Below are 26,794 nucleotides of genomic sequence, written 5' to 3'. Positions count from 1 at the left end.
CCCGCAATGAGGAGATTGCTAGTTCCTTGGTACAGGTTCGGGTGAGATGGACGCGAGATTTTGTGAACGGCGCCGCCCCCCTGTAGGAGCGAGCCTGCTCGCGAAAAACCCAGAGCACCGCGTTCATCCAGGCAGCTTGCGTTATCGTTGACGTCCATCGTCGGAACGCCGCCCGGAGCAGGCTCGCGCCTACAGAAAAGCATCATTTGCCGGCACTGGAATCCACCCGCGTCATCCGCTCGCGCTCGTAGCGCGGGTACAGATGGCTGACGCTGCGGATCAGTTCATAACGGGTAAGGTTGATCCCGGCAAAACGCTCAGGGATGGGGCTGCGGATCATCTCGGCCATGTCGCTGCCATTGGCGGCGCCGTCGCGCATGAGCTGATCGAGCCAGGTCAGGTAATCGCGCATTTGCTCGAAGGGTTTTGGGTCGCTGGCCACCGGGCCATGACCCGGCACAGCCTGCGTCCAGGGCAAGCCTTGCAGGGTCGCGATGTCCGCCAGCCACACTGACAGCCCAGGGCTGTTGGGCGTGGTCAGCGCCCGCTGATAAAACACCAGGTCCCCGGCAAACAGCACGCCGGTTTGCTGGTCGAGAATAGCCAGATCCGCGCCCGTATGCCCACCCAGGCTCAGCAAGCGCAAATCATGATCCCCAAAACTTTTCACACCGGGCGTCAGTGTCTGGGTCGGCAACACCACTTCGGTGCCACGCATCCAGTCCCCGACCATCCGGTACATATTCTCGGCCATCGCATCGCCTTGCTGATGCAACAGCTCGGTGGTGCCGGCCAACGCGCCGATCGGCACGTCGCTGAAGGCTTGATTGCCCAGTACATGGTCCGGGTGGTGATGGGTCAGCAAGACCTCGATCACCGGCTTGTCGGTGGTGGCGGCAATCGCTTTGCGCATCGCTTCGCCATAGCGCTTCGACGGCCCGGTGTCGATCACCACCACGCCGCGTTCAGTGACGATGAACGCGGTGTTGACGATGTTGCCGCCATTGGCCTTGGCGAAATTATCCGTGCTGCCTTCCAGCAGCCAGGTGTCCCGGGAGATCTGCCGGGGCTTGAGCGAATACTCGAGATCGGCCAGGGCCGTCAGACTGACGCTCAGCACCATCAACAGGATCCAGCGCATGCCACGCTCCTTGGGGTCAGGGGATCGACGCATCGAACTCATTGCCGCTGTTGTCCCGTAATAACAGGCGTGTTTGCCCTGCCCCTTCGATATCGAAGGCCAGGTTGGGGTTTTCGCTGACGGCGGGAAAGAGCTCCAGCCGGGCCAGCACTTGCTCGTTGTAGTCGCGCAGTTCGGCGTGGTTGATGAAGAATTCCGGAATGCCGCTGACCATGCCGTTGTCCATGGGATGCGCCACCTGCAACCGCAATCGGCTCAATTCGCCACGGGGATAACGACCGCCCAGCACTTCGCCGATGTGTTCTTCCCAGCCCGGTTGAGTGCGCACCACACTCGGCGCGGTGCAGCCGCCACCCGCCGCGTCAATCAGGGTCGAACCGACATGCCACACGCCGTCACGGGTCAACACCGCCGCGCGCAAGGGCGTGGCCTGTTCGATGCGAATGCGCAATGACAGCCAGGGCAAAACCGAATGCAGCGGCTGGAAGTCGACGATTTTCGGCAATGGGTTGAGCTCTGCCCATGCGAGGATCCTCACCACCTCGCCCTTGAACGCACGGGCATCGATTTCCAACGGCACCTGCCGGGCATCTTCGGCAAATGGCGGCGCCAGCAGCTTGACCCGCTCGTCGAAAACGAACGGCGCATTGCCCAAAAATTGCTGTTGATAGAACGTCCACATCACCGACGGCACCGGGTCTTTACCGGAATCCATAGCGTTAGCCTGTGCCGCCAGGCTGAGCCAGCAGGCCAACAGACAACTCCCTCGCCATTTCATCGCCTGCTCCTTATTGATACATCTCGGGCACGTCGTAACGCAGGCCGTAATGGCCGTAGATGGTTTTCACCGAACCCTCGCGGATCAGTGCTTCGAGCGCTTCTTCCACGGCATAGGCCAGTTGCCGGTTGCTTTCGTGCACCGCCATGCCGATTTCCCAGAGCTGCTTGCCCATGTTCGGATAGGCATTCTCCGCCAGTGCCACCTGCGGGTCGGCCGCTTCATGGACTTGCCAGTCGATTTCACCGCGCATGGCCATCACCGCGTCGACCTCACCGGCCTTCATCGCGGCAAACGCCTGTGGCACGCCGGGATAGTGATGGGTCTTGCCGGCGAGCATTCCGTTGAACACCGAAGTCAGGTAGAACGACGGCACACTGTCGACTTCAACGCCAATCGGGTGATGTTCGAACACCGCGACGCTGGCGACCTTGTCCAGCCGCCGGCGGTCATAGGCCACCTGCCATTGCTCGGTCTGGTACGGACCGAACATCACCACATGGCCGTTTACCAACTCGCCCAACTCGTTGCGCTTCTGCGCGTAATCATGGTCGTAGGGCACGCGCATCATCAGGTCGGCCAGTTGCTGGTTGTGCAAGGCACTCGCCCGCCAGATGTAATCGCGCAGATCGTCGTCGAGCTTTTCCCCGGCCGGCGCCCAGATCAGCGTCAACCGCACGCCGAGCGCCCTGGCCAAGGCCTCGGCGAGTTCGACATCGACGCCCCGGGGCTGCCCGGCACTTTCAAAACTGTAGGGGGCAAAGTCCTTGTAGACCGCCACCTTCAGTTCCCCGGCGGCGATCATTTCGTCGTAGTTGCGAACCTGCGCCTGCGCCGCCTGGCAGCACAGCCACACAGCGCTGATCAACACCGCGAGCAGGTGCATGGGTCACTCCTCGAGGCGGACAGTGTCCAGATAGGTGCGCACCGCCCACAGGGCTTCCTGGCTCAGGTAGTCAGCCATTTTCGGCATGTACACCCGACCGTCGCGCACCGCGCCATGGCGCACTCGCTCAACGAACCACTCATCGCCTGACTCACCGACATCGAGCATGCGCAAATCGGGGGCGATGCCACCGGATTTGGCTTCCAGGCCATGACAGGCCGCGCAGTTCTGGGTGTAGGCCGAAGCACCGATTTCCACGGCTTTGTCGTGTTCCGGGGTGGTGCGATACGGGTTCACCGCCGCCCAGCCATCGGCATCGAGCTGCACCCCTGCGTCCTTGATCGGGGTAAGGCCCTGGGTGGCCACGGCTTGTGGGACCACATTGCCATGAGCCCAGACAGAACCTGTGGTGATCAAACTGGCCAATAGCCCGGTCACGAGCAAGGCGTTGCGTATTGTTGTCATTGTTATGCCCTCTGGATTGCACGCAAAACCTCTTGGCAGAGGCTATGGCAGCCATCTTAGAAAGCCTTGCGCACAGGCCCCATGCTGCTTTGGTGGCCGCTATCTACTCCCTTGGTCGTAGGGCGATCGTTGGACACGGGACGCGGGCCGTGGAGCCGGTCGACGCCGATCAGGGTCAGGATCAGCAAGAACGGCAGGAGCAGTGCTTTGACGATACGCATGGTCAATCCCCTCCAGATCAATGGCCGTGGTTGCCCATGCTAGAACCGAGCCGTACTTGACGAGCTACTACCTTGGTATTGGCCGTTCGGTACTTTCTGCATATTTGCACTGCACCAAAGGCTTCATAAGCTGGCGCTATCGGTCATGGAGAGCCTTATGCGCCAGCTTGCCCCTTACGCCTTGATTTACCTGCTGGCGATTGCCTGCGCCGCCGGCCTGGCTACCCAGAGCCAGGCCGCCGATGCGCCCTTGCAGGTGCGGATCGGCTACCTGGGTTATCGCCCCGACCCCGGCCCGCTGCTGTCGAATGTCATCCCCGAGCCCAGCGATGCCGGGCTGCGCGGTGCCGACCTGGCGATCACCGACAGCAACAGCACCGGGCGTTTTCTCAACCACGGCTACAGCCTGGTCAGCGCCAGCGTCGACAGCCCCGAGGCCTTGCTCGATGCAGCAAAGGCGCAACATGAACAAGGCCTGCGCCTGTTTGTGGTGAATGCGCCCGCGACCAGCCTGCGCCAATTGAGTGCGGCGCTGCCCGATAGTCTGCTGTTCAATGCCGGCAGCCCCGACGACAGCCTGCGCACCACCGATTGCCTGCCAAACGTGCTGCACACCTTGCCGAGCCGGGCGATGATCGCCGATGCGCTGGCGCAGTTTCTGGTGGTGCGCAAATGGCAGCGTGCACTGCTGATCGTCGGCCCGACCCCGGACGACCAAGCCTATGCCGCCGCCCTGCGCCGCGCCGCCAAGCGCTTCGGCTTGCAACTGGTAGCGGAAAAACCCTGGAGTTTTGATAACGACCAACGCCGCAGCGCCCAGGCCGACATGCCGCTGTTCACCCAGACCGCCGAGTACGACGTAGTGCTGGTGGCCGACGAACGCGGCGACTTCGGCGAATACGTGCCCTACCAGACCTGGTACCCGCGTCCGGTCGCCGGCACGCAGGGCCTGACCCCGGTGGGTTGGCACAAGACCGTGGAAACCTACGGCGCCGCGCAACTGCAAAAACGCTTCGAAGCCCTCGCGGGACGCTGGATGAATGACCGCGATTTCGCCGCGTGGATCGCCGTGCGCAGCATCGCCAGTGCCGTGAGCAAACTGCGCCAGGCGGAGCCTATGGCGATCCGTACGCTTGAAATCAGCGATCAACTGCCGCTCGACGGTTTCAAAGGCCGCAAGCTCAGCTATCGGCCGTGGAACGGCCAGTTGCGCCAGCCAATTCCCATCGTCCAGCCCCGGGCGTTGGTCAGTACGTCACCGCAGGACGGCTTTCTGCACCCCTTCAACGAGATGGACAGCCTGGGTTACGACAAGCCCGAGGTCAGCTGCCGCTTTCCCTGATCCGATAACCAAAACGATAAGGAAACTGCCATGCGCCGCACCCTGCTTTCATGCGCCCTGCTCCTCGCCGCCGGCCATGCCGTTGCCAGCACGGCCTGGGTCTCCAACGAAAAGGACAACAACCTGAGCCTGATCGACCTGCAGACCCTGCAAGTCACCGACACCCTGCCCGTCGGCCAGCGTCCCCGCGGCTTGTTGCTGTCCCATGACAATAAGCTGCTGTACATCTGCGCCAGTGACTCGGACCGGGTCCAGGTGATGGACGTGGCCACGCGCAAGATCATCAAGGAGCTGCCTTCGGGCAAAGACCCCGAGCAATTTGCCCTGCACCCCAATAACCGCTGGTTGTACGTTTCCAACGAAGACGATGCGCTGGTCACGGTGATCGACACAGAGACCTCCAAGGTGCTCGGCCAGATCAACGTCGGTGTCGAACCCGAGGGCATGGCCGTCAGCCCTGACGGCAAGTGGGCGGTCAATACCAGCGAAACCACCAACATGCTGCACTGGATCGACACCAGCACCCAGACCCTGGCCGACAGCACCCTGGTGGACCAACGCCCACGCTTTGTCGAATTCTCCCCCAACGGTGCTCAGCTCTGGGCCTCGGCGGAAATCGGCGGCACCGTGACCATTCTCGATGTCGCCAGTCGCAACGTACTCAAGACGCTGACCTTCCAGATCAAGGGCGTGCATCCGGACAAGGTCCAGCCGGTGGGCATCAAGCTCAGCGCCGATGGCAAATACGGCTTCGTCGCCCTCGGCCCGGCCAACCATGTGGCGGTGATCGATGCCAAGACCTTCGAGATTATCGATTACCTGCTGGTGGGTCGACGGGTCTGGCAGATGGCGTTCACCCCGGATCAAAAGCAACTGCTCGCCACCAATGGAGTCAGCGGCGATGTCTCGGTGATCGATGTCGACAGCCTCAAGGTCAGCAAGTCTGTGAAGGTTGGGCGCTACCCTTGGGGCGTGGTGGTGACACCATGAACGCCCTTGAAGTCAGCGAACTGAGCTTTGCCTACGGTGCTCGCGAGGCCTTGCGCAAGGTGAGTTTCAGCCTGGAACCCGGGCGTTTCGCCGCCCTGCTGGGACCCAACGGCGCCGGAAAATCAACCCTGATCGCCCTACTGACACGGCTGTACGACGTACAACTTGGCGATATCTTCGTCGGTGGCTGTTCATTGCGTCATTCGCTACGCCCGGCGCTCAAGCAGTTGGGCGTGGTGTTCCAGCAAAGCACGCTGGACCTGGACCTGAGCGTCGAACAGAACTTGCGCTATCACGCCGCGCTGCACGGTTTGTCCCGGCGCCAGACCGACCTTCGGGTCAACGCCGAACTGGCCCGCCAGGCCCTGACCGAGCGCCGCCGCGAACGGGTGCGTGAACTCAATGGCGGCCATCGTCGCCGGGTCGAGATTGCTCGCGCGCTGCTGCATGAGCCGCGTCTGTTGCTGCTTGATGAAGCCAGTGCCGGCCTCGACCCGGCGAGTCGCCTGGCGCTCAATCAGCACATCCGCAGCCTGTGTCGCGAGGAGCGCATCAGCGTGCTCTGGACCACCCACCTGCTCGACGAAGTGCACCCCAGCGATGACTTGCTGATTCTGCATCAAGGCCGGCTGGTGGCCAGTGGTCAAGCCGATGCCCTGAGCCTGGAACACGGTGGCGATCTCGGTTCGGCGTTCACCCGTCTTACGACTTCAGGAGCGATGCAATGACCGCTTACTGGCAATGCTTGCGCGGTATCGTGCTGCGCGAATGGCTGCGTTTTGTGCTGCAACGCACGCGATTTCTCAGCGCTCTGGTGCGGCCGTTGCTCTGGCTGCTGGTGTTCGCGGCCGGCTTTCGCGCAGCGCTGGGTATCGCGATCATCGAGCCCTACGACACCTACATTCCCTATGAGGTCTACATCATCCCCGGACTGGCCTGCATGATCCTGCTGTTCAATGGCATGCAAGGCTCACTGTCGATGGTCTACGACCGGGAGATGGGCAGCATGCGCGTGCTGCTGACCAGCCCCCTGCCCCGAACCTTTCTGTTGTGCAGCAAACTGTTGGCCACGTCGCTGATTTCGCTGTTGCAGGTGTATGCGTTTCTGGCGATTGCCTGGGTCTACGGCGTGCAGCCACCGGCCACGGGGCTGTTGATTGCGTTGCCTGCGTTGCTGCTGGTGGCGTTGATGCTCAGCGCACTGGGCCTGTTGCTGTCGAACGCGATCCGCCAGCTGGAGAACTTTGCCGGGGTGATGAATTTCGTGATCTTCCCGCTGTTTTTCCTGTCATCGGCGCTGTATCCGTTGTGGAAAATGCGTGAAGCCAGTGAATGGTTGTATTGGCTGTGCGCAGTGAATCCCTTCAGCCACGCGGTGGAGCTGGTGCGTTTTGCCCTGTATGAACGCTTCAATCCGCTGGCGCTGGCGGTGTGCACGGGACTGACGTTGCTGTTTGCGTTACTCGCCGTACTGACCTTCAACCCACAGCATGCCGCGCTGCGCAAATCCACCTGACACCCCCCTGTAGGAGCCGGCTTGCTGGCTCCTACTTTAGTACTGGTTCTACCTGTCTATCGTCGCATTCCCAATGTCCCCCGACTGGCATGTAATAGGTCCATAACTATAAGGACTGTATCCATGCCGCGTGCCCGACCTCGCCTGCTGCCCCTTGCCCTCGGGGCCCTGTCGCTGAGCCTGCTGCTGAGTACTGCGCAGGCAGACACCCCGCTGTTCTCCGCCGAAGGTTATCGAATCGACCTGTACCGCAGCCCGACGCCACAACATCTGCAAGGCGCAACCATCGTCGACACCCCTGCCCTGCAAACCCTGCTCAGCCAAAGCCCGCGTCCGGTGCTCATCGACGTCTACCGCCGCCAATGGCTGAACGGACAATTCATCGAAGACCAGCCCCATGAAAATCTGCCCGGCAGCCATTGGCTGGCCAACACCGGTGACGGCGACCTGACGCCGGACTGGCAGGCATACTTTGCGCGTCACCTGAAAACCCTCACCGCCGGCAATCTGGCGCAACCGCTGGTCTTCTATTGCCGCTCCGACTGCTGGTTGAGCTGGAACGCCATCAAACGCGCGGCCACCATGGGCTATAAGACGTTGTATTGGTACCGCGATGGCCTGGACGCCTGGCAAGCTGCCAATCTGCCGGTTTCGCTCGCCCAGCCCGAACCCTTTCCCTGAGCTTTACGCGTGCACGCTGTTGCCACACCATAATCAAAATAATGAGGTGAAAGGCTATGTACAAAATTCTGATTGCCGACGATCACCCGCTGTTTCGCGAAGCCATTCACAACGTCATCAGCGATGGCTTTGCCGGCAGCGAAGTCATGGAAACCGCCGACCTGGACAGCGCCCTGGCGCTGACACAGGAACACGACGACCTCGACCTGATCCTGCTCGACCTGAACATGCCCGGCATGCACGGGCTCAATGGCCTGATCAACCTGCGCAATGAAGCGCCGACCATTCCGGTGGTGATTGTTTCCGCCGAACAGGACAAACAGATCGTCCTGCAAGCCATCACCTACGGCGCGGTGGGTTTCATCACCAAGTCCTCACCCCGCACCCAGATGACCGAGGCGATCGCGCAGATCCTCAATGGCAACGTCTACCTGCCACCCGACATCATCCGCACCGCCAAAAGCAGTACCCACCGGCGGATGAACGACACGCCGAGCTTCCCTCCCGAATTGCTGCAGGCCCTGACCCGCAAGCAACTGCAAGTGCTGGAACGCATGACCAAGGGTGAGTCGAACAAACAGATCGCCTACACCCTGGAAATTGCCGAAACCACGGTCAAGGCCCACGTCTCGGCGATCCTGCGCAAGCTCAACGTGCACAACCGGGTGCAGGCGATCCTGAGTGCCGGGGATATTGATTTCGGGTCTTATCTGCGACGTTGAAGACCGAGTCGCCCCTTTTCGCTGGCAAGCCAGCTCCTACAGGATTGCGGTGATTCTGTAGGAGCTTGCTTGCCAGCGATGGGGCCGTCCCATGCACCGCAGAGATCAAGGCCTGCCAAGTAAATGACTCATCGCCGTCTTCAGCTTCATCGGCCGCACCGGCTTGTGCATCAGGGTATGGCCCAGCTCGCGGATCTGAAGCTTGAGCTCATTGCTGTAGTTGGCGGTGATCATCATCGCCGGGATCGGTGAGGCACGACGGGCATTGATCCTTGCCACCGCATCGACACCGTTCTGATCGTTGTCCAGGTGGTAATCGGCGATCAGCAGATCTGCTTCGCCAAGGTAGTTGTCCACTTGCCGCGCCAGGTCTTCTTCAGACAGCGCCGTGACCACCCGGCAGCCCCAGCCCTCCAGCAGCGTGCGCATGCCGGCGCAAATAGTCGCGTCGTTGTCCAGCACCCAGACTCGCGCCCCGCGCAACCGTTCGAGCATCGGTTCACTCATCATCAGGCCCGGTAAAGGCTTTGGCGCCGTCGCACTCAACGGCACCTCCACTGAAAATACCGAACCCTTGCCCGGCCACGAGCGCACATGAATGCTGTGCCCGAGAATACCGGCGATTTTCTCGACAATCGCCAGGCCCAGGCCCAGACCGCGATCCTGATCGGGGCGCTGCACGTCGCCGCGCTTGAACTCCTGAAAAATCTCCTCAAGGCGATGCTCTGCGATGCCCATACCGCTGTCCCAGACCTGGATCGACAAACGCTGCCGATGACGTCGGCAACCCAGCACCACGCGGCCGCTGCAGGTGTAGCGAATCGCGTTGCTGAGCAAGTTGCGCAGAATCCGCGCCAGCAACTGGACGTCACTGCGCACCAGCGCCGAACAGGCGATGAAATGCAATTCAAGGCCTTCACTGCGCGCCACTTCGGTGTACTCGGCGGCGAGGTTGTCGAGTAACTCACTGAGGGCGAACGGCGCGATGTCGGCCTTGATCACCCCGGCATCGAGTTTGGAAATATCCACCAGGGTGCCCAACAGGTTTTCCACGTCTTCCAGAGAATGGCTGACATTGCGCACCAGCGTCTCGTTGGAACCAGACTCGCGTCTTTCCAGCAACGCACTGGTAAACAACCGGGCGGCATTCAGCGGTTGCAGCAGGTCGTGGCTGACGGCGGCGAGGAACTTGGTTTTCGACAGGTTGGCCTGTTCGGCTTCCTGCTTGGCTTCACGCAGGCGCGACTCGACCTGTCGACGCTCTTCGATTTCACGCAACAACTGGCCGTTGAGGTTGGTCAGTTCCGCCGTGCGTTCGCGGACCCGCAGCTCAAGATTCTGGTAGGCCTGGTGCAGCGCTTCCGCCGTACGCCGACGTTCGGTGATGTCGCGGATCAGCACGAAGATCCCCACCACCTCGCCATTCGCCAAGCGATTGGGCACATAGGAACGCAGCATGTAGCGCTCCTGATTGTTGACGTTGGTTTCGGCGAACTCGAACGTCACGCTTTCGCCGGCCAGGGCTCTGTCCACGTAAGACTCCAGCCGCTGGTAATGCTGTTCGCTGTGCACTTCGCGCAGGCTCTGGCCCAGCATCACGCCACGGGGCCAGCAGTACCACTCTTCATAAACCTTGTTGGTGAATTCGTAGACCAGATCAGCATTGAGGTAAGCGATCAACGCCGGCACATGGTCAGTGATCAGGCGGATCCAGCGCTCGCTTTCGCTCAGTGCCTCGGCGTGCTGGTAACGTTCGGTGATGTCGGTAAAGGTGTTGACGAAGCCACCGGTGGGCAGCGGATGGGTGCGGATTTCCAAGACCCGGCCGTCAAAGAGGCGCTGTTCGCATTCCTGGACCGGACGGCCGTTGCCATCGCGCGTGGCTGGCGTCAGCAAGGTCAACTCGCTGTCGGCAATCACTTCGGCAAACGGACGATGCGCTGCCACGGGTGCCAGGCCGCTCAATTCCAGGAAACGTCGGTTCCACAATTCCAGAACACCCTCGGCGTTGACCATCGCCACCCCTTGGGACAGGTTGTCGACCGCCCGTTGCAACAGGTGCGACTTCTGTGCCACCGCCTGCTCGCGGCGCATGGTTTCGCTGAGTTTGACGTCGGTAATGTCGGTGAACAGAATCACCCGTCCACCTTCCTGGGTCGGTCGTTCGCTGACTTGCAGCCAGCGCCCGTTCTGCAAACGGTAGAGCAGGTTCTCGTCGGCATGCCCGCGGGGCTCTTCGGTGAATAGACCGTTGCTCGTCATCAGGCGCTTGACCTCGGCCAGGCGCATCCCCGCGTTGATCCGCACGCGGCTGTTGCTCCAGAACGCCTTGAAACGGCTGTTGAACAGGACGATGCGCTGCTCGGCATCGAACAGCACAAAGGCGTCGGAAATGCTTTCGATGGCATCAATCAAGTGTTGATGGGCGGTTTCTGCGCGCAGGCGCGCTTCGCTGAGTAGATGATTGCCGGCCTTGAGCTCGGCCATGGCCTGATTCAAGGCATCGGTACGCTCGCGCACCTGCTCGGCCAGCACCACCGAATGCTGGAACGCCGCATAGGGGTCATTGCCACGGGTCACCCCGGACTCGACACGCTCGATCAATGCGCCGTTGATGCGCTGCAGTTTGTGATTTTCATGGCGCAGGCGCTGGAGTTCAGCCTGTAGCTCAGCGGTGTTTGGGGGTGCGGCCACGGGCAATGGCAACGCCGGTGAAGGTCTGGTTGATGTGCATGCCATTGAACTGTTCTCCGTAGGTGTTGAAACCCATGACCCGCTGCTCACGCAAAAACGTCCCGATCTGTTCGAGTCGACCGTCGTCTTCGAGCTCCAGGCGCCGCAGGAAACAGTCGCAGCCGATGGTCAGCAGCAAATCCCCAAGGCGCTCCTGCAATCCTTCGAACAGGCTTTGCAGGTTCGGCAACATCGGGCCCGGGGTCATCGCGGTGAGGACGATGCCGTTCTCCACGGCGCAGTAGAAGCTCAGGCTCAGATCCGGGTGCACTTGCTGAATGGCGCGCACGTAATACTGCTGATTGACGCGCACGGCCAACGGGTGCGCCGCGAAGACCCGGTGATCGAGTTCAGCCACCGGCACACCGATGTGCCGGGCGTATTCGGCGGCCGCCGGTTCGGCATTGAGCTCGAATACCCGTCGCAGCGCGCTGTCGGCGCCTGTGACCACCAGTTTTTCGGCATTGGGCTGCATGTGGTGGGTGGTGAACACTTCGAAATCCAGCCAGGTGTTGACCAGCACCACCACAGCCGCGCCGCTGTGGAACTCGCCATCGAAGTACACGTGGGTATGGGTCAGGTAATTGTCGTCGCCGGCCGATCCGCCGAAATGCGGAATATCGCCCAATGCCGCACTCAGGGCGGCCAGCACCATTTCTTCACGGCTGGACAGGCCATCGAGCAAGGTCAAGGCGAAGCTGTTGCCCTTGATCGGCGCCAGGGAATTGCTGCGGCAGCCGCTGACCAGACGTTCGACCATTTGCTGGGCGTCGATAAGGCTGAAGTGCCCCATCTCATCGATCAGCTCCACGGCAATGGAAAAGTGCCGATGATCAAAACCCACCGCTGTCACACAATTACGGCCGTAGCCCAACGGGGTGATTTCCCCGGCGCTGGTACAGCCCACCAGGCGAATGCCGCCGAAGCTCTGCTGCAAGGCCTGACCCAAGGCCTGCAAGTCGTACTCGGCGGAACAGAAGAACAGGACCAGGCCCAAATGCGGATGCAACAACTGCCGCGCCAACTCCTGTGCGACCTGCCGGGCATCGCTGGCCTGGGACATTGCACTGACGACGCCTTCGCTCTGCTGCATCCTTACCTCCCGCAGGTGCGTGTGTATGAGGCACGAGTGTACGAAGTCTGTGGGGTGCGACGAATGCTACTTGGGTAGCGGGTAGCCGCTTCGATGGGATGAGACGGGGGGCGACCCTCGCCGTGATGCGCACAGCCAGGGCCTCCTCCCGGTGTTACCAGGTCAGCACCGCGCCTACTGCAAAGGTATCGGTGTCTTCGTTCTGGTCACTGGTGTCATGACCGTTGATTTCGAACTGGTTGTACTCGGCCACCAACTTGAGGTTGTCGTTCACGTCATGGAACAGCGCGACCCCGCGAGTCTCGTAGTCCGCGCCGCTGCCGACCACGCCATTGCCGTCGTCATTGGTCTTGCCGTAGGACAAGGCCAGGCGGTTCTTGCCCAGTTTGTAGGAGCCCTGTAACAGGTAACCGTCACTGTCGACGTTGCGCAGGGTCGGTTCGCCGGCATTGTTGGTGAAAAACGGGTTGATACCCTTGGCCTGGAAGCCGGAGCCGGTGAGTGACAACCCACCCATTTTCGCCTGTACGCCATAACCGACACCCTTGGAGGTCACGGTGTCGACCGTGGAGTCCGTGTTGTCCGAGCTCTGGTAGCTGCCGTTGACCCAGCTGTAGATCTTGGCCCCGGCCAGGTCGAACTGGTAGGTGATCTCGCTCTCGGTACGCGGGCTTTCCTGATAAGCCTTGCCCGTCGGGCTCCTGTCGTTGGTGTCCACCGGATCCATGATGCCGACCGCTACGCGTAAACCCTCCAGCACCGGCGTGCGGTAAGTGATCTGCGAAGTCGGGAACGGATACGGATAACCCGTGCCGATATTGCCGAACGACACCCCGCCGCCGTCCACCAGACCCAGGGTATCGCTGACCTGGCCGTAACCGGCGAGCATCTCGTCGAGCAGGATGTTGGAGCGGGCAAACAGGCCGAAATCTTTACCGATCAGCACTTCACCCCATTGCGGATTAGCCACGGTGCCGTAGAACTGCCGCACATCGATGGCGGTGTCAGTGCCGTTGGTTTCACTGTCGTTGATGGTGACCCAGAAGGAAGAGCGGGCACCCAGCTTCAGGTCATCAACCTGCTTGCCCATGTTGAAACCGAGGTAGTTGGGCAAAAAGCCCATTTTCACCCGCGACTGGCGGCGGTCGTACTGCTCGCCGGCGCGATCGACATCGCTGTTCACGTAGAAGGCATTGATATAGCCGTCGGTGGAGAACGTGGTCTGGTCCTTGTCGTACAGGACGATTTCCGCCTCGGCCATTGGGGCCAGGCCGAGTGAGGACAGGCTGGCAATGAAGGCCGGCAGAAAACGATGCGTGAAGTTCTTATTGTTGTGCATGGCGCGCTCCGAAACGGGGGACAAGTGTCGGAGGCGATTATCGAAAGCTGACGGGCGGCGCCATACGCTGCCTTGGGGCTGGTTTTCAGGTGCTTTGGATGGGCCGGCGGTGCGTGACCACTAGGGCGTAAGACCGCGGATCGGCAGGGCAAGCCACTAAAGTTGTAAAGAACCGCTTTTCGTAGGAGCCGGCTTGCCGGCGAAGGCGCACTTGAAGCCCCCTTCGCCGGCAAGCCGGCTCCTACAGGTCAAACGCTCGCTTTTATCAGCATGTAGGCGGCGACCACCACGCAGATGCTGGCAAACCCGACCTGCAACGTCCGCGCCGGCACCCGGGCGCAGAGCTTGCGGCCGATGATCATGCCGACGATGCTGGAGACGATGAAGGCAATGCCCAAACCGTCGATGCGCACCCCGGCATGAAATGCGCCGATCACGCCGACGGCCGAAATCAGGCTGATGACCATCAGCGACGTGGCGACGATTCCGCGCATCTGCACATCGGTCAGTTGCTTGAAGGCCGGGACGATCAAAAAGCCGCCGCCCACCCCCAGCAACCCCGAGACCACACCGGTCACTGCCCCGAGCGCCGCGAGGGTCGCAGTGCATTTGGCGGTCCAGGAAAAACGCCCGGTCTGTTGATCGAGCATGCAGTTCTTCTGGCCCCAGTTGGCCTGACCGTGGTCGCTTGGGCCCTCCTCCTTGCGCTCACGTCGCAGCATCCGCCAGGCCACCATGACCATCAGCAGGCTGAACAGGATCATCAGGATTTTTTCTGGCAACTGATGGGCGAAGTAGATGCCCAGCGGTGAAAACACGGCACCGAGGGCCGCGATCAGCAGCGCCGCTCGATAGCGCACCAGGCCATGGCGCAAACCGTCGAGGGCGCCGACCGCTGCCGCGCTGCCGACGGCAAACAACGCCACCGGCGCGGCCTGGGTCATGCTCCAGCCCAACCCCAGCACCAGGGCTGGCACCGCAAGAATGCCGCCCCCGGCACCGGTCAAACCCAGCACAAGGCCCATCACCAAACCAAACAGACTTGCCAGCAACATAGGGAGTTCTCAGTCGACCTTGGATACACGTGTCAGCCACTCGCGGCCCTTGAGCATGCCGTTCCAGTAGAACCACGGTAGCAGTGTCGCCTTCAGCCACCAGGCCGAGCGGCGCGGGGTCGTCGGATCAAGGGGAAAGGTCGGCAGCAACTTGCCCGCGTAACCGAACTCGGCAAGGATCACCTTGCCCTTCTCCACCGTCAGCGGACAGGAGCCATAACCGTCGTACTTCAGCGGCAGTGGCTGTTGCTTGCGCAAGGCCAGCAGGTTTTCGGCCACCACCACGATCTGCTTGCGCACCGCCGCGGCGGTTTTTGCGTTGGTAGTGCCGCAGATATCACCCAGCGCAAAGACGTCGGGATAACGCGGATGCTGCAGGCTGTGGGGGTCGACCTCGCACCAGCCGGCGGCGTCGGCCAACGGGCTGCGGGCAACGAAATCCGGCGCCACCTGAGGCGGCACGACATGCAGCAGGTCAAAGGTTTTTGCCTGGCGGGTGACATTGCCATCGGCATCCTTGACGTCGAACCACGCAGTTTTCGCCGGGCCGTCGACCTTGACCAGGTTCGAGTTGAACGCCAACCGGGCGTTGTACTTGTCGATGTATTTCATCAGCGGCGGAACAAAGGTCGGCACGCCGAACAGCGCCGCGCCCGCAACGTTGAATTCGACGTCGATGGTGTTCAGCACACCACTCTTGCTCCAGTGATCGCAGGACAGGTACAGCGCCTTCTGTGGCGCGCCGGCACACTTGATCGGCATGGCTGGCTGGGTGAACAGCACCTTGCCGCCGCGAAGTTTCTGCACCAGATCCCAGGTGTAAGTCGCGTGCCGGTAGCTGTAATTGGAGGTCACACCGTGCTGGCCGAGTGTGTCCTCCAGGCCTTCGATTTTCTCCCAGGCCAGGCGCAGGCCCGGGCAGACCACCAGGTTTTGATAGCTGACCGTACGCGCATCACCGAGGGTAAGTTGGCGTTTGTCCGGATCGATACCCGTCACGGCAGCCTGCAGCCAATGGGCCCCGCGTGGCATCACCGACGCCATCGGCCGCACGGTATTTTCCACGTTGTAGGCGCCGCCGCCGACCAGCGTCCAGGCCGGTTGATAGTAGTGCCGGGAGTCGGGCTCGATGACGGTGACGTTCAGATGCGGGCTACGCTTGAGCAGGCTGGCGACAAAGCCGATGCCCGCCGTGCCGCCGCCGATGACCACGATATCTGCACTGATGGATGGGCCCCAGTGTTGATCGTTCATTGCTTGTTCCTTTTGCTGCACGCAAATTTTCTTCCAGCCGCGACACAAAACGACTGTAGGAGCGAGCTTGCTCGCGATGGTCGCTAACGATTACGCGTGTTATCTGTATAAACGCGGTGCCATTACGTCCATCGCGAGCAAGCTCGCTCCTACAGGTTCGGTGTGTTAGCTGGCATCAGGGTTGAACCCAGCTTTTAAGCACCGCCCCGCAATAAAGCCCGGAGAGGGTTTTCATCACCTGGATCACTTCGTGACTGGCGAGACCGTAAAAAATGTACTTGCCTTCACGACGGGTGGCCACCAGTCCTTCATCGCGCAGGATGCCCAATTGCTGGGACAGGGTCGGTTGGCGCACGCCGGTCATTTTTTCCAGCTCGCCTACGTTGCGCTCGCCCTGGGTCAGCTGGCACAGGATCAACAGACGATCCTCATTGGCCAGGGCCTTGAGCAGCGCACAGGCTTTGGAAGCCGAGGCGCGCAGTTGGGCGACTTCACATTCGGTCAGACTGGATTGCATTTGCAGGATGCCTTCAACGTCACTTAAGCTGCGAACATTATGTCTTTAGATAAAGTGTTGCAACCGTTCGCTGACTTTTCGTCTTCTGACTTTTCTACCCCTGCACAGGTTCGTGTCCATGCCCGCACTGATTGAAGCTTTCCTCGACCCCGCCTCCTCGACCTACAGCTACGTTGTCTACGAGGCTGATGGCGGGCAGTGTGCGATTGTCGATCCGGTGCTCGACTACGATGCAGCCGCCGGGCGTACCGCGACCAACCAGGCCGACAGGATCATCGCCTTCGTTCGCGCCCATCATTTGCAGGTGCAATGGCTGCTCGAAACCCACGCCCATGCCGATCACCTGTCCGCCGCGCCGTATCTGCGCAAGGAGCTTGGCGGCAAAATCGCCATTGGCGAATCGATCAGCAAGGTCCAGGACGTGTTCAAGACGCTGTTCAATCTCGAGCCATCCTTTTGCGTCGATGGTTCCCAGTTCGATCATCTGTTCGCCCCCGGCGAATCGTTCATGATCGGCAACCTCAAGGCGACCGCCCTGCACGTACCCGGCCATACCCCGGCGGACATGGCGTACCTGGTTGGCAATGACGCGATTCTGGTGGGTGACACGTTGTTCATGCCGGACGTAGGCACCGCGCGCTGCGACTTTCCCGGTGGCAATGCCAACCAGATGTTTGCCTCTATCCACAAACTGTTGGCCTTCCCCGCCAGCGTGCGGCTCTACGTTTGCCATGATTACCCGCCCGAAGGCCGAGAACCGTCCTGCATGACCACGGTCGGTGAACAACGCCAAAGCAACATTCATGTGCGTGACGGCATCGACGCAACAGCGTTTGTCGAGATGCGCACCCGGCGCGATGCCGGGTTGGGGATGCCAACGCTGTTGCTGCCGGCGATCCAGGTGAACGTGCGGGCGGGGAATTTGCCGCCGGCCGAAGACAACGGCGTGACCTACCTGAAAATTCCCCTGAACAAGCTCTGAACACAAAAACTTGAAATGCTGAAAGCGGCCTGCGGCCTTTCGCTGGCAAGCCAACTCCTACACAAGGTTTGCGCACACCCGAGGCCCCTGTAGGAGCTGGCTTGCCAGCGAAGGCGGCGTATCAGGCGATAAAGATGCTTGTGTCTAATTGCCAAGGGTCAAGCCGTTTGCCGGCAACGGCAGCGCGGTCTTGTAGCGCACCTGCTTGAGCGCAAAACTCGACCGAATGTTCGCCACCCCCGGCACCTTGGTCAGAAAGTCCATCATGAAGCGCTCCAGCGACTGAATGGTCGGCACCAGCACCCGGATCAGGTAATCCGGGTCGCCGGCCATCAGGTAGCACTCCATCACTTCGGGGCGATCGGAAATCGCCTCCTCGAAATGCTGCAACGCCTCCTCTACCTGTTTCTCCAGACTGACATGGATGAACACGTTTACGTGCAATCCCAGCAAGTCGGCATCCAATAGCGTCACCTGCTCGCGAATCAGGCCCAACTCTTCCATGGCCTTGACCCGGTTGAAGCACGGCGTCGGCGATAAGTTAACCGAACGTGCGAGGTCGGCATTGGTGATGCGCGCATTCTCCTGAAGGCTATTGAGAATGCCGATATCGGTACGGTCCAGTTTGCGCATGAGACAAAACCACCTGTTTTTTATGCTTATGCAGATTTTTTATCTGCAAATGATCTTGAGCGCAATGAAACAGAGAGAAATATTCTTCTTGGCCGGGCCTATGATTGTTGTAGGACAAGATTTCTTTTACCGAAGAATCCTGTCAGCTCACTACAAGAAATTCACAAGATCGAGCGTAGAAGCCATGACCCAAGCGTATGAACCGCTGCGCCTGCACGTCCCTGAACCTTCGGGCCGCCCAGGCTGCAAAACCGACTTCTCCTACCTGCGTCTGACCGACGCCGGCACGGTGCGCAAACCCTCCATTGACGTTGAACCGGCCGACACCGCCGACCTGGCCAAGGGCCTGATTCGCGTGCTCGACGATCAGGGCAACGCCCTCGGTCCATGGGCCGAAAACGTTCCGGTCGAGATCCTGCGCAAAGGCATGCGCGCCATGCTCAAGACGCGCATCTACGACAACCGCATGGTCGTCGCCCAGCGTCAGAAGAAGATGTCGTTCTATATGCAGAGCCTTGGCGAGGAAGCCATCGGCACCGCCCAGGCCCTGGCGTTGAACATCGACGACATGTGCTTCCCGACCTACCGCCAGCAAAGCATCCTGATGGCCCGCGACGTACCGCTGGTCGACCTGATCTGCCAACTGTTGTCCAACGAGCGCGATCCGCTCAAGGGCCGCCAGTTGCCAATCATGTACTCGGTCAAGGACGCAGGGTTTTTCACCATTTCCGGCAACCTTGCCACTCAGTTCGTGCAAGGCGTGGGCTGGGGCATGGCCTCGGCGATCAAGGGCGACACTAAAATCGCCTCGGCGTGGATCGGCGACGGTGCCACTGCGGAGTCCGACTTCCACACCGCCCTCACCTTTGCCCACGTCTACCGTGCGCCGGTGATCCTCAACGTGGTCAACAACCAGTGGGCAATCTCGACGTTCCAGGCGATTGCCGGTGGTGAAGCCACCACGTTTGCCGGTCGTGGCGTCGGCTGCGGCATCGCTTCCCTGCGGGTCGATGGCAACGACTTCGTCGCGGTCTACGCCGCCTCTGCCTGGGCCGCCGAACGCGCGCGCCGCAACCTCGGCCCGACCATGATCGAATGGGTCACCTACCGGGCCGGCCCGCACTCGACCTCCGATGATCCATCGAAATACCGTCCTGCCGACGACTGGAGCCACTTCCCGTTGGGCGACCCGATTGCACGCCTCAAGCAGCACATGATCAAGATCGGCCAATGGTCCGAAGAGGAACACGCCGCCGTCAGCGCCGAACTTGAAGCTGAAGTGATCGCTGCACAGAAAGAAGCCGAGCAGTACGGCACGCTCGCCGGCGGCCAGATTCCGAGCGCCGCGACCATGTTCGAAGACGTCTACAAAGAGATGCCGGAGCACTTGAAGCGCCAGCGCCAGGAGTTGGGGATCTGACATGAACGATCACAACAACAATATCGAGTTGGAAACCGCCATGACCACGACCACCATGACCATGATCCAGGCCCTGCGCTCGGCCATGGATGTGATGCTTGAGCGTGATGACAACGTTGTGGTGTTCGGCCAGGACGTCGGCTATTTCGGTGGTGTGTTCCGCTGCACCGAAGGCTTGCAGAACAAGTACGGCACCTCGCGGGTGTTCGACGCGCCGATCTCCGAGAGCGGCATCGTCGGCGTCGCCGTGGGCATGGGCGCCTACGGATTGCGTCCGGTGGCCGAGATCCAGTTCGCCGACTACGTGTACCCGGCCTCCGACCAGATCATTTCCGAAGCCGCCCGCCTGCGTTATCGCTCGGCCGGCGAATTCACCGCACCGATGACCCTGCGCATGCCGTGCGGCGGCGGCATCTACGGTGGCCAGACCCACAGCCAGAGCATCGAGGCGATGTTCACTCAGGTGTGCGGTCTGCGTACCGTCATGCCGTCCAACCCGTATGACGCCAAAGGCCTGCTGATCGCCTCCATCGAAAACGATGACCCGGTGATCTTCCTCGAGCCAAAACGCCTGTACAACGGCCCGTTCGACGGCCACCACGACCGCCCGGTAACCCCGTGGTCGAAACACCCCGCCGCTCAGGTACCGGACGGTTACTACACCGTGCCGCTGGACGTCGCCGCCATCACCCGTCCGGGCAAGGACGTGACCATCCTGACCTACGGCACCACCGTGTACGTGTCGCAAGTCGCCGCTGAAGAAACCGGCATCGACGCCGAAGTCATCGACCTGCGCAGCCTATGGCCGCTGGACCTGGAAACCATCGTCAAGTCGGTGAAGAAAACCGGCCGCTGCGTAGTGGTCCATGAAGCCACCCGCACCTGCGGTTTCGGCGCCGAACTGGTGTCGCTGGTGCAAGAACACTGCTTCCACCACCTGGAAGCGCCAATCGAACGCGTCACCGGCTGGGACACCCCCTACCCGCACGCGCAAGAGTGGGCGTATTTCCCTGGCCCGTCCCGAGTGGGCGCGGCTCTGAAACGGGTCATGGAGGTCTGAATGGGCACGCACGTTATTAAAATGCCGGACATTGGCGAAGGCATTGCAGAAGTTGAATTGTCGGTATGGCACGTCAAGGTCGGCGACATGGTCGTCGAGGATCAGGTACTGGCCGATGTCATGACCGATAAAGCGATGGTCGATATTCCGTCGCCAGTGCACGGCAAAGTCATTGCACTTGGTGGCCAGCCAGGCGAAGTCATGGCGGTCGGCAGTGTGCTGATCAGCATTGAAGTCGAAGGCGCTGGCAACGTTAAGGCGTCGGCGCAACCGGCCCCTGTTAAAGAAGCGCCGGTTGCAACGCCGACAGTCGAAACCGCAGTGGAAAGCAAACCGGTGGCTGCCGCCGCGCCGAAAGCGGCCGTTTGCCAAGGGCCGATGGTCGCCCGCGAAGCCGATGAACGCCCGCTGGCCTCCCCGGCCGTGCGCAAACATGCGCTGGACCTCGGCATTCAATTGCGTCTGGTACGTGGCACTGGCCCCGCCGGGCGGATTTTGCACGACGACCTCGAAGCCTATCTGGCCCAAGGCCAATCGAACGCTTCGGCCCCCGTCGCGGCCGCTTACGCTCAGCGTCACGATGAAGAGCAGATCCCGGTGATCGGCATGCGCCGCAAGATTGCCCAGCGCATGCAGGACGCCACCCAGCGTGCCGCGCACTTCAGCTACGTCGAGGAAATCGACGTGACGGCTGTGGAAGAGCTACGTGCGCACCTGAACGAAAAACACGGTGCGACCCGCGGCAAGCTGACGTTGCTGCCGTTTTTGGTCCGCGCCATGGTCGTCGCCCTCCGCGACTTCCCGCAAATGAACGCCCGCTATGACGACGAAGCCCAGGTCATCACCCGCCCCGGCGCGGTGCATGTCGGGGTTGCCACCCAAAGCGCTGTCGGCCTGATGGTGCCAGTGGTGCGTCACGCCGAAGCCCGCAGCCTGTGGGACAACGCGGCAGAAATCGCTCGTTTGGCCACGGCTGCGCGCAACGGCAAGGCCAGCCGCGATGAACTGTCCGGCTCGACCATCACCCTGACCAGCCTCGGCGCGCTCGGTGGCATCGTCAGCACCCCGGTGCTGAACCTGCCGGAAGTGGCGATTGTCGGCGTTAACAAGATCGTCGAACGGCCGATGGTGATCAAAGGCCAGATCGTGATCCGCAAGATGATGAACCTCTCCAGTTCCTTCGATCACCGCGTGGTCGACGGCATGGACGCGGCGCTCTTCATCCAGGCCATTCGCGGCCTGCTCGAACAACCCGCCACCTTGTTTGTGGACTGATTTTTGTTGGAGAGCTCCATGCAAACTCTGAGCACCACGCTGCTGATCATCGGCGGCGGCCCTGGCGGTTATGTGACGGCGATCCGTGCCGGTCAGTTGGGCATCCCGACCATTCTGGTAGAAGGCCAATCGTTGGGCGGCACTTGCCTGAACATCGGCTGCATTCCTTCCAAGGCGTTGATTCATGTCGCCGAGCAGTTTCACCAGACGCAACACCACAGCCAGCATTCGGCGCTGGGCATCAACGTTTCGGCGCCGACCCTCGACATCAGCAAGAGCGTCGAATGGAAGGACGGCATTGTTGATCGCCTGACCACCGGCGTCGCGGCACTGCTGAAAAAACACAAAATCCAGGTCGTTCAAGGCTGGGCCAAGGTGGTTGACGGCAAGACCGTGGACGTCGGCGACACGCGCATTCAGTGCGAGCACCTGGTGCTGGCCACCGGCTCCAAAAGCGTGAACCTGCCGATGCTGCCGATTGGCGGCCCGATCATTTCGTCCACCGAAGCGTTGGCACCGACCTCCGTGCCCAAACGGCTGATCGTGGTCGGTGGCGGTTACATCGGTTTGGAACTGGGCATTGCCTATCGCAAGCTCGGTGCCGAGGTCAGCGTGGTCGAGGCGCAGGAACGCATCCTGCCGGCCTATGACGCTGAACTGACCCAACCGGTCCATGAAGAACTGAAAAAACTAGGTATCAAGCTTTACTTGAAACATAGCGTGCAAAGCTTTGATTCAACGGTAAATACTCTGCAAGTTCTGGATCCGAACGGTGACACGCTGAACCTGGAAACCGATCAGGTGCTGGTGGCCGTGGGTCGCAAGCCGAACACCCAGGGCTGGAACCTCGAAGCGCTGAACCTGGACATGAACGGCTCCTCGATCAAGATCGACAACCGTTGCCAGACCAGCATGCGCAACGTGTATGCCATCGGCGACCTCAGCGGCGAACCGATGCTGGCGCACCGGGCCATGGCCCAAGGCGAGATGGTTGCCGAGCTGATCAGCGGTAAATCCCGCGAGTTCAACCCCACCGCAATCGCCGCCGTGTGCTTTACCGACCCGGAACTGGTGGTGGTCGGCAAGACCCCGGACGAAGCCAAGGCAGCAGGTTTGGATTGCATCGTCTCGAGCTTTCCGTTCGCCGCCAATGGCCGGGCGATGACGCTGGAGTCCAAAAGCGGCTTCGTGCGCGTGGTCGCTCGTCGGGACAATCATCTGATTGTCGGCTGGCAGGCGGTGGGTGTCGGGGTATCGGAGTTGTCGACGGCGTTTGCGCAAAGCCTGGAAATGGGCGCGCGACTGGAAGACATCGGTGGCACCATCCATGCCCATCCGACGCTGGGTGAAGCGGTGCAGGAAGCGGCTTTGCGGGCCTTGGGGCATGCGCTGCATCTGTGATTCAAAGCACGCTCTAACTCTGTAGGAGCCGGCTTGCTGGAGATGGCGGTCAATCTGATACACCGCGTCGCGTTGATCGCCGGCAAGCCAGCTCCTACAGGGATCGCAATCTGGGCTGCGAAATGGGCCCGGAATGAAGTATTGTTGTCCCCATCCAAAAAACGTCAGAAGCCTTGAACCGTTTCGACGGTTGTTCAGTGATAGAGGGTGTCATGGGTAACGAAAGCATCAATTGGGACAAGCTGGGTTTTGACTACATCAAGACCGACAAGCGCTATCTGTCATATTTCCGCAATGGCGAGTGGGATAAAGGCACCCTGACCGAAGATAACGTGCTGCACATCAGCGAAGGCTCCACGGCCCTTCACTATGGCCAGCAGTGCTTCGAAGGCATGAAGGCCTATCGTTGCAAGGACGGCTCGATCAACCTGTTCCGCCCGGATCAGAACGCTCTGCGCATGCAACGCAGCTGCGCCCGCCTGCTGATGCCGCAGGTGGAAACCGAGCAGTTCATCGAAGCCTGTAAAGAAGTGGTCCGCGCCAACGAGCGCTTCATCCCGCCTTACGGCACCGGCGGCGCGCTGTACCTGCGTCCGTTCGTGATCGGCGTGGGTGACAACATCGGCGTGCGTACCGCTCCCGAGTTCATCTTCTCGATTTTCTGCATCCCGGTCGGCGCGTACTTCAAGGGCGGCCTGACCCCGCACAACTTCCAGATCTCCAGCTACGACCGCGCCGCGCCTCAAGGCACCGGTGCCGCCAAGGTCGGTGGCAACTACGCCGCCAGTCTGATGCCGGGCTCCAAGGCCAAGAAAGCCCACTTCGCCGACGCCATCTACCTGGATCCGATGACCCACACCAAGATCGAGGAAGTCGGTTCGGCCAACTTCTTCGGGATCACCCACGACAACAAGTTCGTGACCCCGAACTCGCCATCGGTACTGCCGGGCATCACCCGTCTGTCGCTGATCGAGCTGGCCAAGACCCGACTGGGCCTGGAAGTGGTTGAAGGTGACGTGTTCATCGACAAGCTATCCGACTTCAAGGAAGCCGGCGCTTGCGGTACTGCGGCGGTGATTACGCCGATAGGCGGCATCGACTACAACGATCATCTGCACGTGTTCCACAGCGAAACCGAAGTCGGCCCGGTCACCCAGAAGCTCTACAAAGAGCTGACAGGCGTGCAAACCGGCGACATCGAAGCGCCAGCGGGCTGGATCGTCAAGGTTTGACCTGACGCCAGACGCACAAAAGCCCCCCATCGGGTGACCGATGGGGGGCTTTTTCATGGCCTGATGAAAAGATCGCAACCTGCGGCAGCTCCTACAGTCATAGTCCTTCCAACCCGGTAGGTGCTGCCGAAGGCTGCGATCTTTTGCCATCACGCTCAATGGGCAACTGAACCCCAAACCGCCCCGCTATTTCCTTTCGTCCCAACATCGTCAACGCCAATGCCCGACTGTCCAGATCCTGCGTCACCCACTTTCGTTTGAGCGCCACTTGCAGCAACGCCGCCCCCAGCGATCCGCCCAGATGCGGCCGGCGCATGCTCCAGTCCAGACAAGGGCAGGCAAAACGGCGGCGCCGCGTGCTCAAATCCTGCACATCAACACCCAGCCCCTCAAACAATGCCGTACCGCTGTCGCTCAAGCGATAGGCCTGTTCGTCGGTTTCCTGCAACCAACCCGCTTCCAGCAGACAGTCATGCAACAGCACCGCCAGGGTGCCGGCCATGTGGTCGTAGCACGTGCGAGCGAACTGCAAACGGTCCGGTGTGTGCGGTTTGAATGTCGGCGCCGTGTTCTGGCCGATCACCATCAATGCTTCGAGCGCCTGGGCCACGCGTTTGCCCGCCAGGCTGTAATAGCGATGACGCCCCTGTATGTGCAAGCGAATCAGCGCCAACTCCTTGAGTTTCGCCAAATGGGCACTGGCGGTCGACGCACTGACCTCGGCCACCGCCGCCAGCTCGGTGCTGGTACGAGCGTGGCCGTCCATCAGCGAGCAGAGGATTTTCGTCCGTGCGGGCTCGGCAATGGCTGCGGCCACCTGCGAAACGCCGATGTCGTGATGTTCTGCGGTCATATTTCGCTCCCGGACGAATCAACGCCTTTTCGAACTGGAGATAGTAACAACACTTTCCAACAACAAAAGGCTGCGAACCATGGACCCGATTCTCGCTGCGACCCATGCCGACCCTTACCCCTATTACGCACAGCTGCGTGCCGAGGTCGGGTTGATTTTCCATCCGCAACTGAACATGTGGGTCGCCAGCAGCGCCCAAGCGGTTGCGGCCGTTCTGGCGAATCCCGACTGTCATGTGCGGCCCACAAACGAGCCCGTGCCCCATATGATTTCCGATGGCATGGCCGGCAAGGTATTTGGCCAACTGATGCGGATGAACGAGGGTGAACGCCAACGCTGCCCAAGGTCGGCGATTGCCCCGGGCCTGGAGGTGATCGATGCGCAGGAAGTCGAGACGCTGGTCGGCGCGCGGTTGATCACGCCTGACGCCGCAGGCCTGTACAACGCCATGTTCCGCGGACCGGTCTGCGTAATGGCGGCCCTGCTGGGTTTCTCCCCTGCACAAGGCCGATCCATCAGCGAACTGACGGGGGACTTCGTCGCGTGCCTGTCGCCCTTGAGCACCCTGGCTCAACTGAGCGCCGCCCACGCCGCAGCAGAACAGCTGAGCGGCTACGTTATCGAGCGTCTGGAAGATCCCGACAACCACAGCCCTTTGCTCAGTGGCATCCGCCAGCGCTTTACCGGTGGCACCCCAGAAACGCTGAATGCCAACTTGATCGGCCTGTTCTCCCAGACCTATGAGGCGACCGCCGGACTGATCGGCAACGCGATCCTGACACTGATAAAGAACCCATCGGTTCTGCGCGAAACCGCGCAAATCGACGAATTTCTGGCCGAAGTCCAGCGCTTCGACCCGTCTGTCCAGAACACCCGACGCTTCGTCGCCGCCCCGTGCGAAATCAACGGCGTCAGCCTCAAGACCGCAGACGTGATCCTGGTGTTGCTGGCTTCGGCCAACCGCGACCCGCAACTCAACGACAACCCCGATGCCTTTATCCTGAACCGTCCAAACCGCCGCAGCTTTACCTTCGGCGCGGCACGCCATCAATGTCCGGGGCAAACCTTGGCATTGAATATCGCCAGCGCGACGTTGCGACAGTTTTTGAAGACAAAACCGGTGCTGGAACGGCTGAGTTGGGATTACCGGCCGTCCTTGAATGGGCGGGTTCCCGTGTTCAGCGACACCAGGCAGGTTTGATCGG

26 protein-coding genes are annotated in these 26,794 nt (G+C 61.0%); 13 read left to right on the top strand and 13 right to left on the bottom strand.

The window, feature by feature from the left end:
- Positions 1 to 202 precede the first annotated feature (202 nt).
- Genes AD668_RS11375 through AD668_RS29655 form a run of 5 tightly spaced genes read right to left on the bottom strand, consistent with a single transcriptional unit; the run spans position 203 to position 3,491 of the window.
- Positions 203 to 1,141, bottom strand: a complete 939-nt coding sequence (locus AD668_RS11375) for a quinoprotein relay system zinc metallohydrolase 1 (protein ID WP_053158561.1) — start codon at positions 1,139 to 1,141, stop codon at positions 203 to 205.
- 16 nt (positions 1,142 to 1,157) lie between these two features.
- Positions 1,158 to 1,919: a quinoprotein dehydrogenase-associated SoxYZ-like carrier gene (locus AD668_RS11370; RefSeq protein ID WP_053158557.1), complete on the bottom strand. Its 762-nt coding sequence runs from the start codon at positions 1,917 to 1,919 to the stop codon at positions 1,158 to 1,160.
- Between the two features lie 10 nt (positions 1,920 to 1,929).
- Entirely contained in the window at positions 1,930 to 2,805 is an 876-nt protein-coding gene (locus tag AD668_RS11365; RefSeq protein ID WP_053158554.1) for an ABC transporter substrate-binding protein, read from the bottom strand.
- A 3-nt stretch (positions 2,806 to 2,808) separates the two neighbouring features.
- Entirely contained in the window at positions 2,809 to 3,270 is a 462-nt protein-coding gene (gene pedF, locus AD668_RS11360; protein ID WP_053158551.1) for a cytochrome c-550 PedF, read from the bottom strand.
- Positions 3,271 to 3,326: 56 nt separating this feature from the next.
- Positions 3,327 to 3,491, bottom strand: a complete 165-nt coding sequence (locus AD668_RS29655) for a hypothetical protein (RefSeq protein ID WP_172681821.1) — start codon at positions 3,489 to 3,491, stop codon at positions 3,327 to 3,329.
- A gap of 157 nt (positions 3,492 to 3,648) precedes the next feature.
- Between AD668_RS29655 and AD668_RS11355 the strand changes: the two genes are divergently transcribed.
- From AD668_RS11355 to AD668_RS11330, 6 genes are all read left to right on the top strand, one after another.
- The gene (locus AD668_RS11355) at positions 3,649 to 4,833 is read left to right on the top strand and encodes an ABC transporter substrate-binding protein (RefSeq protein ID WP_053158548.1); all 1,185 of its coding nucleotides are present in this window, start codon (positions 3,649 to 3,651) and stop codon (positions 4,831 to 4,833) included.
- A 30-nt stretch (positions 4,834 to 4,863) separates the two neighbouring features.
- The gene (locus AD668_RS11350; RefSeq protein ID WP_053158545.1) at positions 4,864 to 5,823 is read left to right on the top strand and encodes a YVTN family beta-propeller repeat protein; all 960 of its coding nucleotides are present in this window, start codon (positions 4,864 to 4,866) and stop codon (positions 5,821 to 5,823) included.
- Positions 5,820 to 6,551 (top strand): ATP-binding cassette domain-containing protein, encoded by a 732-nt coding sequence (locus AD668_RS11345; RefSeq protein ID WP_053158542.1) that lies wholly within the window; start codon positions 5,820 to 5,822, stop codon positions 6,549 to 6,551. Before AD668_RS11350 ends, AD668_RS11345 begins: the two co-directional genes overlap by 4 nt.
- Entirely contained in the window at positions 6,548 to 7,339 is a 792-nt protein-coding gene (locus tag AD668_RS11340) for an ABC transporter permease (RefSeq protein WP_053158539.1), read from the top strand. Before AD668_RS11345 ends, AD668_RS11340 begins: the two co-directional genes overlap by 4 nt.
- A 123-nt stretch (positions 7,340 to 7,462) precedes the next feature.
- The gene (locus AD668_RS11335) at positions 7,463 to 8,020 is read left to right on the top strand and encodes a PQQ-dependent catabolism-associated CXXCW motif protein (protein ID WP_053158536.1); all 558 of its coding nucleotides are present in this window, start codon (positions 7,463 to 7,465) and stop codon (positions 8,018 to 8,020) included.
- A gap of 56 nt (positions 8,021 to 8,076) precedes the next feature.
- Complete coding sequence (locus AD668_RS11330; RefSeq protein WP_053158533.1) at positions 8,077 to 8,742, top strand: response regulator transcription factor; 666 nt, start codon at positions 8,077 to 8,079, stop codon at positions 8,740 to 8,742.
- A gap of 105 nt (positions 8,743 to 8,847) precedes the next feature.
- Here the strand turns inward: AD668_RS11330 and nahK are convergent, their stop codons facing one another.
- The 6 genes from nahK to AD668_RS11300 form a co-directional block, all read right to left on the bottom strand.
- Entirely contained in the window at positions 8,848 to 11,481 is a 2,634-nt protein-coding gene (gene nahK, locus AD668_RS11325) for a hybrid sensor histidine kinase/response regulator NahK/ErcS' (RefSeq protein WP_082344455.1), read from the bottom strand.
- Positions 11,411 to 12,568 (bottom strand): nitric oxide-sensing protein NosP, encoded by a 1,158-nt coding sequence (nosP, locus tag AD668_RS11320; protein ID WP_053158526.1) that lies wholly within the window; start codon positions 12,566 to 12,568, stop codon positions 11,411 to 11,413. The genes nahK and nosP overlap by 71 nt, the downstream gene beginning before the upstream one ends.
- Positions 12,569 to 12,722: 154 nt before the next feature.
- Entirely contained in the window at positions 12,723 to 13,907 is a 1,185-nt protein-coding gene (locus AD668_RS11315) for a porin (protein WP_053158523.1), read from the bottom strand.
- 248 nt (positions 13,908 to 14,155) lie between these two features.
- On the bottom strand, positions 14,156 to 14,962 hold the full coding sequence (locus AD668_RS11310) for a sulfite exporter TauE/SafE family protein (protein ID WP_053158520.1): 807 nt from the start codon (positions 14,960 to 14,962) through the stop codon (positions 14,156 to 14,158).
- Between the two features lie 9 nt (positions 14,963 to 14,971).
- A complete protein-coding gene (locus AD668_RS11305) occupies positions 14,972 to 16,216 on the bottom strand; it encodes an FAD/NAD(P)-binding oxidoreductase (protein WP_053158516.1) in 1,245 nt (414 codons plus the stop codon).
- A 175-nt stretch (positions 16,217 to 16,391) separates the two neighbouring features.
- Entirely contained in the window at positions 16,392 to 16,733 is a 342-nt protein-coding gene (locus tag AD668_RS11300) for a helix-turn-helix transcriptional regulator (RefSeq protein ID WP_007976596.1), read from the bottom strand.
- Positions 16,734 to 16,851: 118 nt separating this feature from the next.
- On the opposite strand from AD668_RS11300, the gene AD668_RS11295 reads away from it, so the two are divergent.
- On the top strand, positions 16,852 to 17,715 hold the full coding sequence (locus tag AD668_RS11295; protein ID WP_053158513.1) for an MBL fold metallo-hydrolase: 864 nt from the start codon (positions 16,852 to 16,854) through the stop codon (positions 17,713 to 17,715).
- A 144-nt stretch (positions 17,716 to 17,859) separates the two neighbouring features.
- Here the strand turns inward: AD668_RS11295 and bkdR are convergent, their stop codons facing one another.
- Entirely contained in the window at positions 17,860 to 18,348 is a 489-nt protein-coding gene (gene bkdR / locus AD668_RS11290) for a Bkd operon transcriptional regulator BkdR (protein WP_007915088.1), read from the bottom strand.
- A 184-nt stretch (positions 18,349 to 18,532) separates the two neighbouring features.
- On the opposite strand from bkdR, the gene AD668_RS11285 reads away from it, so the two are divergent.
- From AD668_RS11285 to AD668_RS11265, 5 genes are all read left to right on the top strand, one after another.
- Positions 18,533 to 19,768 carry a 3-methyl-2-oxobutanoate dehydrogenase (2-methylpropanoyl-transferring) subunit alpha gene (locus AD668_RS11285; protein ID WP_053158510.1) on the top strand — a complete coding sequence of 412 codons (1,236 nt, stop codon included), beginning with the start codon at positions 18,533 to 18,535 and terminating at the stop codon, positions 19,766 to 19,768.
- A gap of 1 nt (position 19,769) precedes the next feature.
- Positions 19,770 to 20,828, top strand: a complete 1,059-nt coding sequence (locus AD668_RS11280) for an alpha-ketoacid dehydrogenase subunit beta (protein WP_053158507.1) — start codon at positions 19,770 to 19,772, stop codon at positions 20,826 to 20,828.
- Positions 20,829 to 22,103: a dihydrolipoamide acetyltransferase family protein gene (locus AD668_RS11275; protein WP_053158504.1), complete on the top strand. Its 1,275-nt coding sequence runs from the start codon at positions 20,829 to 20,831 to the stop codon at positions 22,101 to 22,103.
- An 18-nt stretch (positions 22,104 to 22,121) separates the two neighbouring features.
- Complete coding sequence (lpdA, locus tag AD668_RS11270; RefSeq protein WP_053158501.1) at positions 22,122 to 23,504, top strand: dihydrolipoyl dehydrogenase; 1,383 nt, start codon at positions 22,122 to 22,124, stop codon at positions 23,502 to 23,504.
- Positions 23,505 to 23,716: 212 nt separating this feature from the next.
- Positions 23,717 to 24,736: a branched-chain amino acid aminotransferase gene (locus AD668_RS11265; RefSeq protein WP_053158498.1), complete on the top strand. Its 1,020-nt coding sequence runs from the start codon at positions 23,717 to 23,719 to the stop codon at positions 24,734 to 24,736.
- Positions 24,737 to 24,833: 97 nt separating this feature from the next.
- On the opposite strand, the gene AD668_RS11260 is transcribed toward AD668_RS11265, so the two are convergent.
- Positions 24,834 to 25,589 (bottom strand): helix-turn-helix transcriptional regulator, encoded by a 756-nt coding sequence (locus AD668_RS11260; RefSeq protein WP_053158495.1) that lies wholly within the window; start codon positions 25,587 to 25,589, stop codon positions 24,834 to 24,836.
- 79 nt (positions 25,590 to 25,668) lie between these two features.
- Here AD668_RS11260 and AD668_RS11255 point away from each other — a divergent pair, with 79 nt between their 5' ends.
- A complete protein-coding gene (locus AD668_RS11255; protein WP_053158492.1) occupies positions 25,669 to 26,790 on the top strand; it encodes a cytochrome P450 in 1,122 nt (373 codons plus the stop codon).
- Positions 26,791 to 26,794 lie beyond the last annotated feature (4 nt).

The organism is Pseudomonas sp. P1.8 (assembly GCF_001269805.1).
GTDB lineage: Bacteria > Pseudomonadota > Gammaproteobacteria > Pseudomonadales > Pseudomonadaceae > Aquipseudomonas.
This window is presented reverse-complemented; position numbering and strand designations above follow the sequence as displayed.

Excerpts from the sequence above, each read along its gene's own strand:
- pedF (WP_053158551.1), bottom strand. The coding sequence starts at position 3,270 with ATGACAACAATACGCAACGCCTTGCTCGTGACCGGGCTATTGGCCAGT.
- AD668_RS11340 (WP_053158539.1), top strand. The coding sequence starts at position 6,548 with ATGACCGCTTACTGGCAATGCTTGCGCGGTATCGTGCTGCGCGAATGG.
- nosP (WP_053158526.1), bottom strand. The coding sequence starts at position 12,568 with ATGCAGCAGAGCGAAGGCGTCGTCAGTGCAATGTCCCAGGCCAGCGAT.
- AD668_RS11280 (WP_053158507.1), top strand. The coding sequence starts at position 19,770 with ATGAACGATCACAACAACAATATCGAGTTGGAAACCGCCATGACCACG.
- lpdA (WP_053158501.1), top strand. The coding sequence starts at position 22,122 with ATGCAAACTCTGAGCACCACGCTGCTGATCATCGGCGGCGGCCCTGGC.
- AD668_RS11330 (WP_053158533.1), top strand. The coding sequence starts at position 8,077 with ATGTACAAAATTCTGATTGCCGACGATCACCCGCTGTTTCGCGAAGCC.
- AD668_RS11365 (WP_053158554.1), bottom strand. The coding sequence starts at position 2,805 with ATGCACCTGCTCGCGGTGTTGATCAGCGCTGTGTGGCTGTGCTGCCAG.
- AD668_RS11260 (WP_053158495.1), bottom strand. The coding sequence starts at position 25,589 with ATGACCGCAGAACATCACGACATCGGCGTTTCGCAGGTGGCCGCAGCC.
- bkdR (WP_007915088.1), bottom strand. The coding sequence starts at position 18,348 with ATGCGCAAACTGGACCGTACCGATATCGGCATTCTCAATAGCCTTCAG.
- AD668_RS11370 (WP_053158557.1), bottom strand. The coding sequence starts at position 1,919 with ATGAAATGGCGAGGGAGTTGTCTGTTGGCCTGCTGGCTCAGCCTGGCG.
- AD668_RS11335 (WP_053158536.1), top strand. The coding sequence starts at position 7,463 with ATGCCGCGTGCCCGACCTCGCCTGCTGCCCCTTGCCCTCGGGGCCCTG.
- AD668_RS11305 (WP_053158516.1), bottom strand. The coding sequence starts at position 16,216 with ATGAACGATCAACACTGGGGCCCATCCATCAGTGCAGATATCGTGGTC.
- nahK (WP_082344455.1), bottom strand. The coding sequence starts at position 11,481 with ATGGCATGCACATCAACCAGACCTTCACCGGCGTTGCCATTGCCCGTG.
- AD668_RS11310 (WP_053158520.1), bottom strand. The coding sequence starts at position 14,962 with ATGTTGCTGGCAAGTCTGTTTGGTTTGGTGATGGGCCTTGTGCTGGGT.
- AD668_RS11355 (WP_053158548.1), top strand. The coding sequence starts at position 3,649 with ATGCGCCAGCTTGCCCCTTACGCCTTGATTTACCTGCTGGCGATTGCC.
- AD668_RS11265 (WP_053158498.1), top strand. The coding sequence starts at position 23,717 with ATGGGTAACGAAAGCATCAATTGGGACAAGCTGGGTTTTGACTACATC.
- AD668_RS11315 (WP_053158523.1), bottom strand. The coding sequence starts at position 13,907 with ATGCACAACAATAAGAACTTCACGCATCGTTTTCTGCCGGCCTTCATT.
- AD668_RS11285 (WP_053158510.1), top strand. The coding sequence starts at position 18,533 with ATGACCCAAGCGTATGAACCGCTGCGCCTGCACGTCCCTGAACCTTCG.
- AD668_RS29655 (WP_172681821.1), bottom strand. The coding sequence starts at position 3,491 with ATGCGTATCGTCAAAGCACTGCTCCTGCCGTTCTTGCTGATCCTGACC.
- AD668_RS11255 (WP_053158492.1), top strand. The coding sequence starts at position 25,669 with ATGGACCCGATTCTCGCTGCGACCCATGCCGACCCTTACCCCTATTAC.
- AD668_RS11295 (WP_053158513.1), top strand. The coding sequence starts at position 16,852 with ATGCCCGCACTGATTGAAGCTTTCCTCGACCCCGCCTCCTCGACCTAC.
- AD668_RS11350 (WP_053158545.1), top strand. The coding sequence starts at position 4,864 with ATGCGCCGCACCCTGCTTTCATGCGCCCTGCTCCTCGCCGCCGGCCAT.
- AD668_RS11300 (WP_007976596.1), bottom strand. The coding sequence starts at position 16,733 with ATGCAATCCAGTCTGACCGAATGTGAAGTCGCCCAACTGCGCGCCTCG.
- AD668_RS11375 (WP_053158561.1), bottom strand. The coding sequence starts at position 1,141 with ATGCGCTGGATCCTGTTGATGGTGCTGAGCGTCAGTCTGACGGCCCTG.
- AD668_RS11345 (WP_053158542.1), top strand. The coding sequence starts at position 5,820 with ATGAACGCCCTTGAAGTCAGCGAACTGAGCTTTGCCTACGGTGCTCGC.
- AD668_RS11275 (WP_053158504.1), top strand. The coding sequence starts at position 20,829 with ATGGGCACGCACGTTATTAAAATGCCGGACATTGGCGAAGGCATTGCA.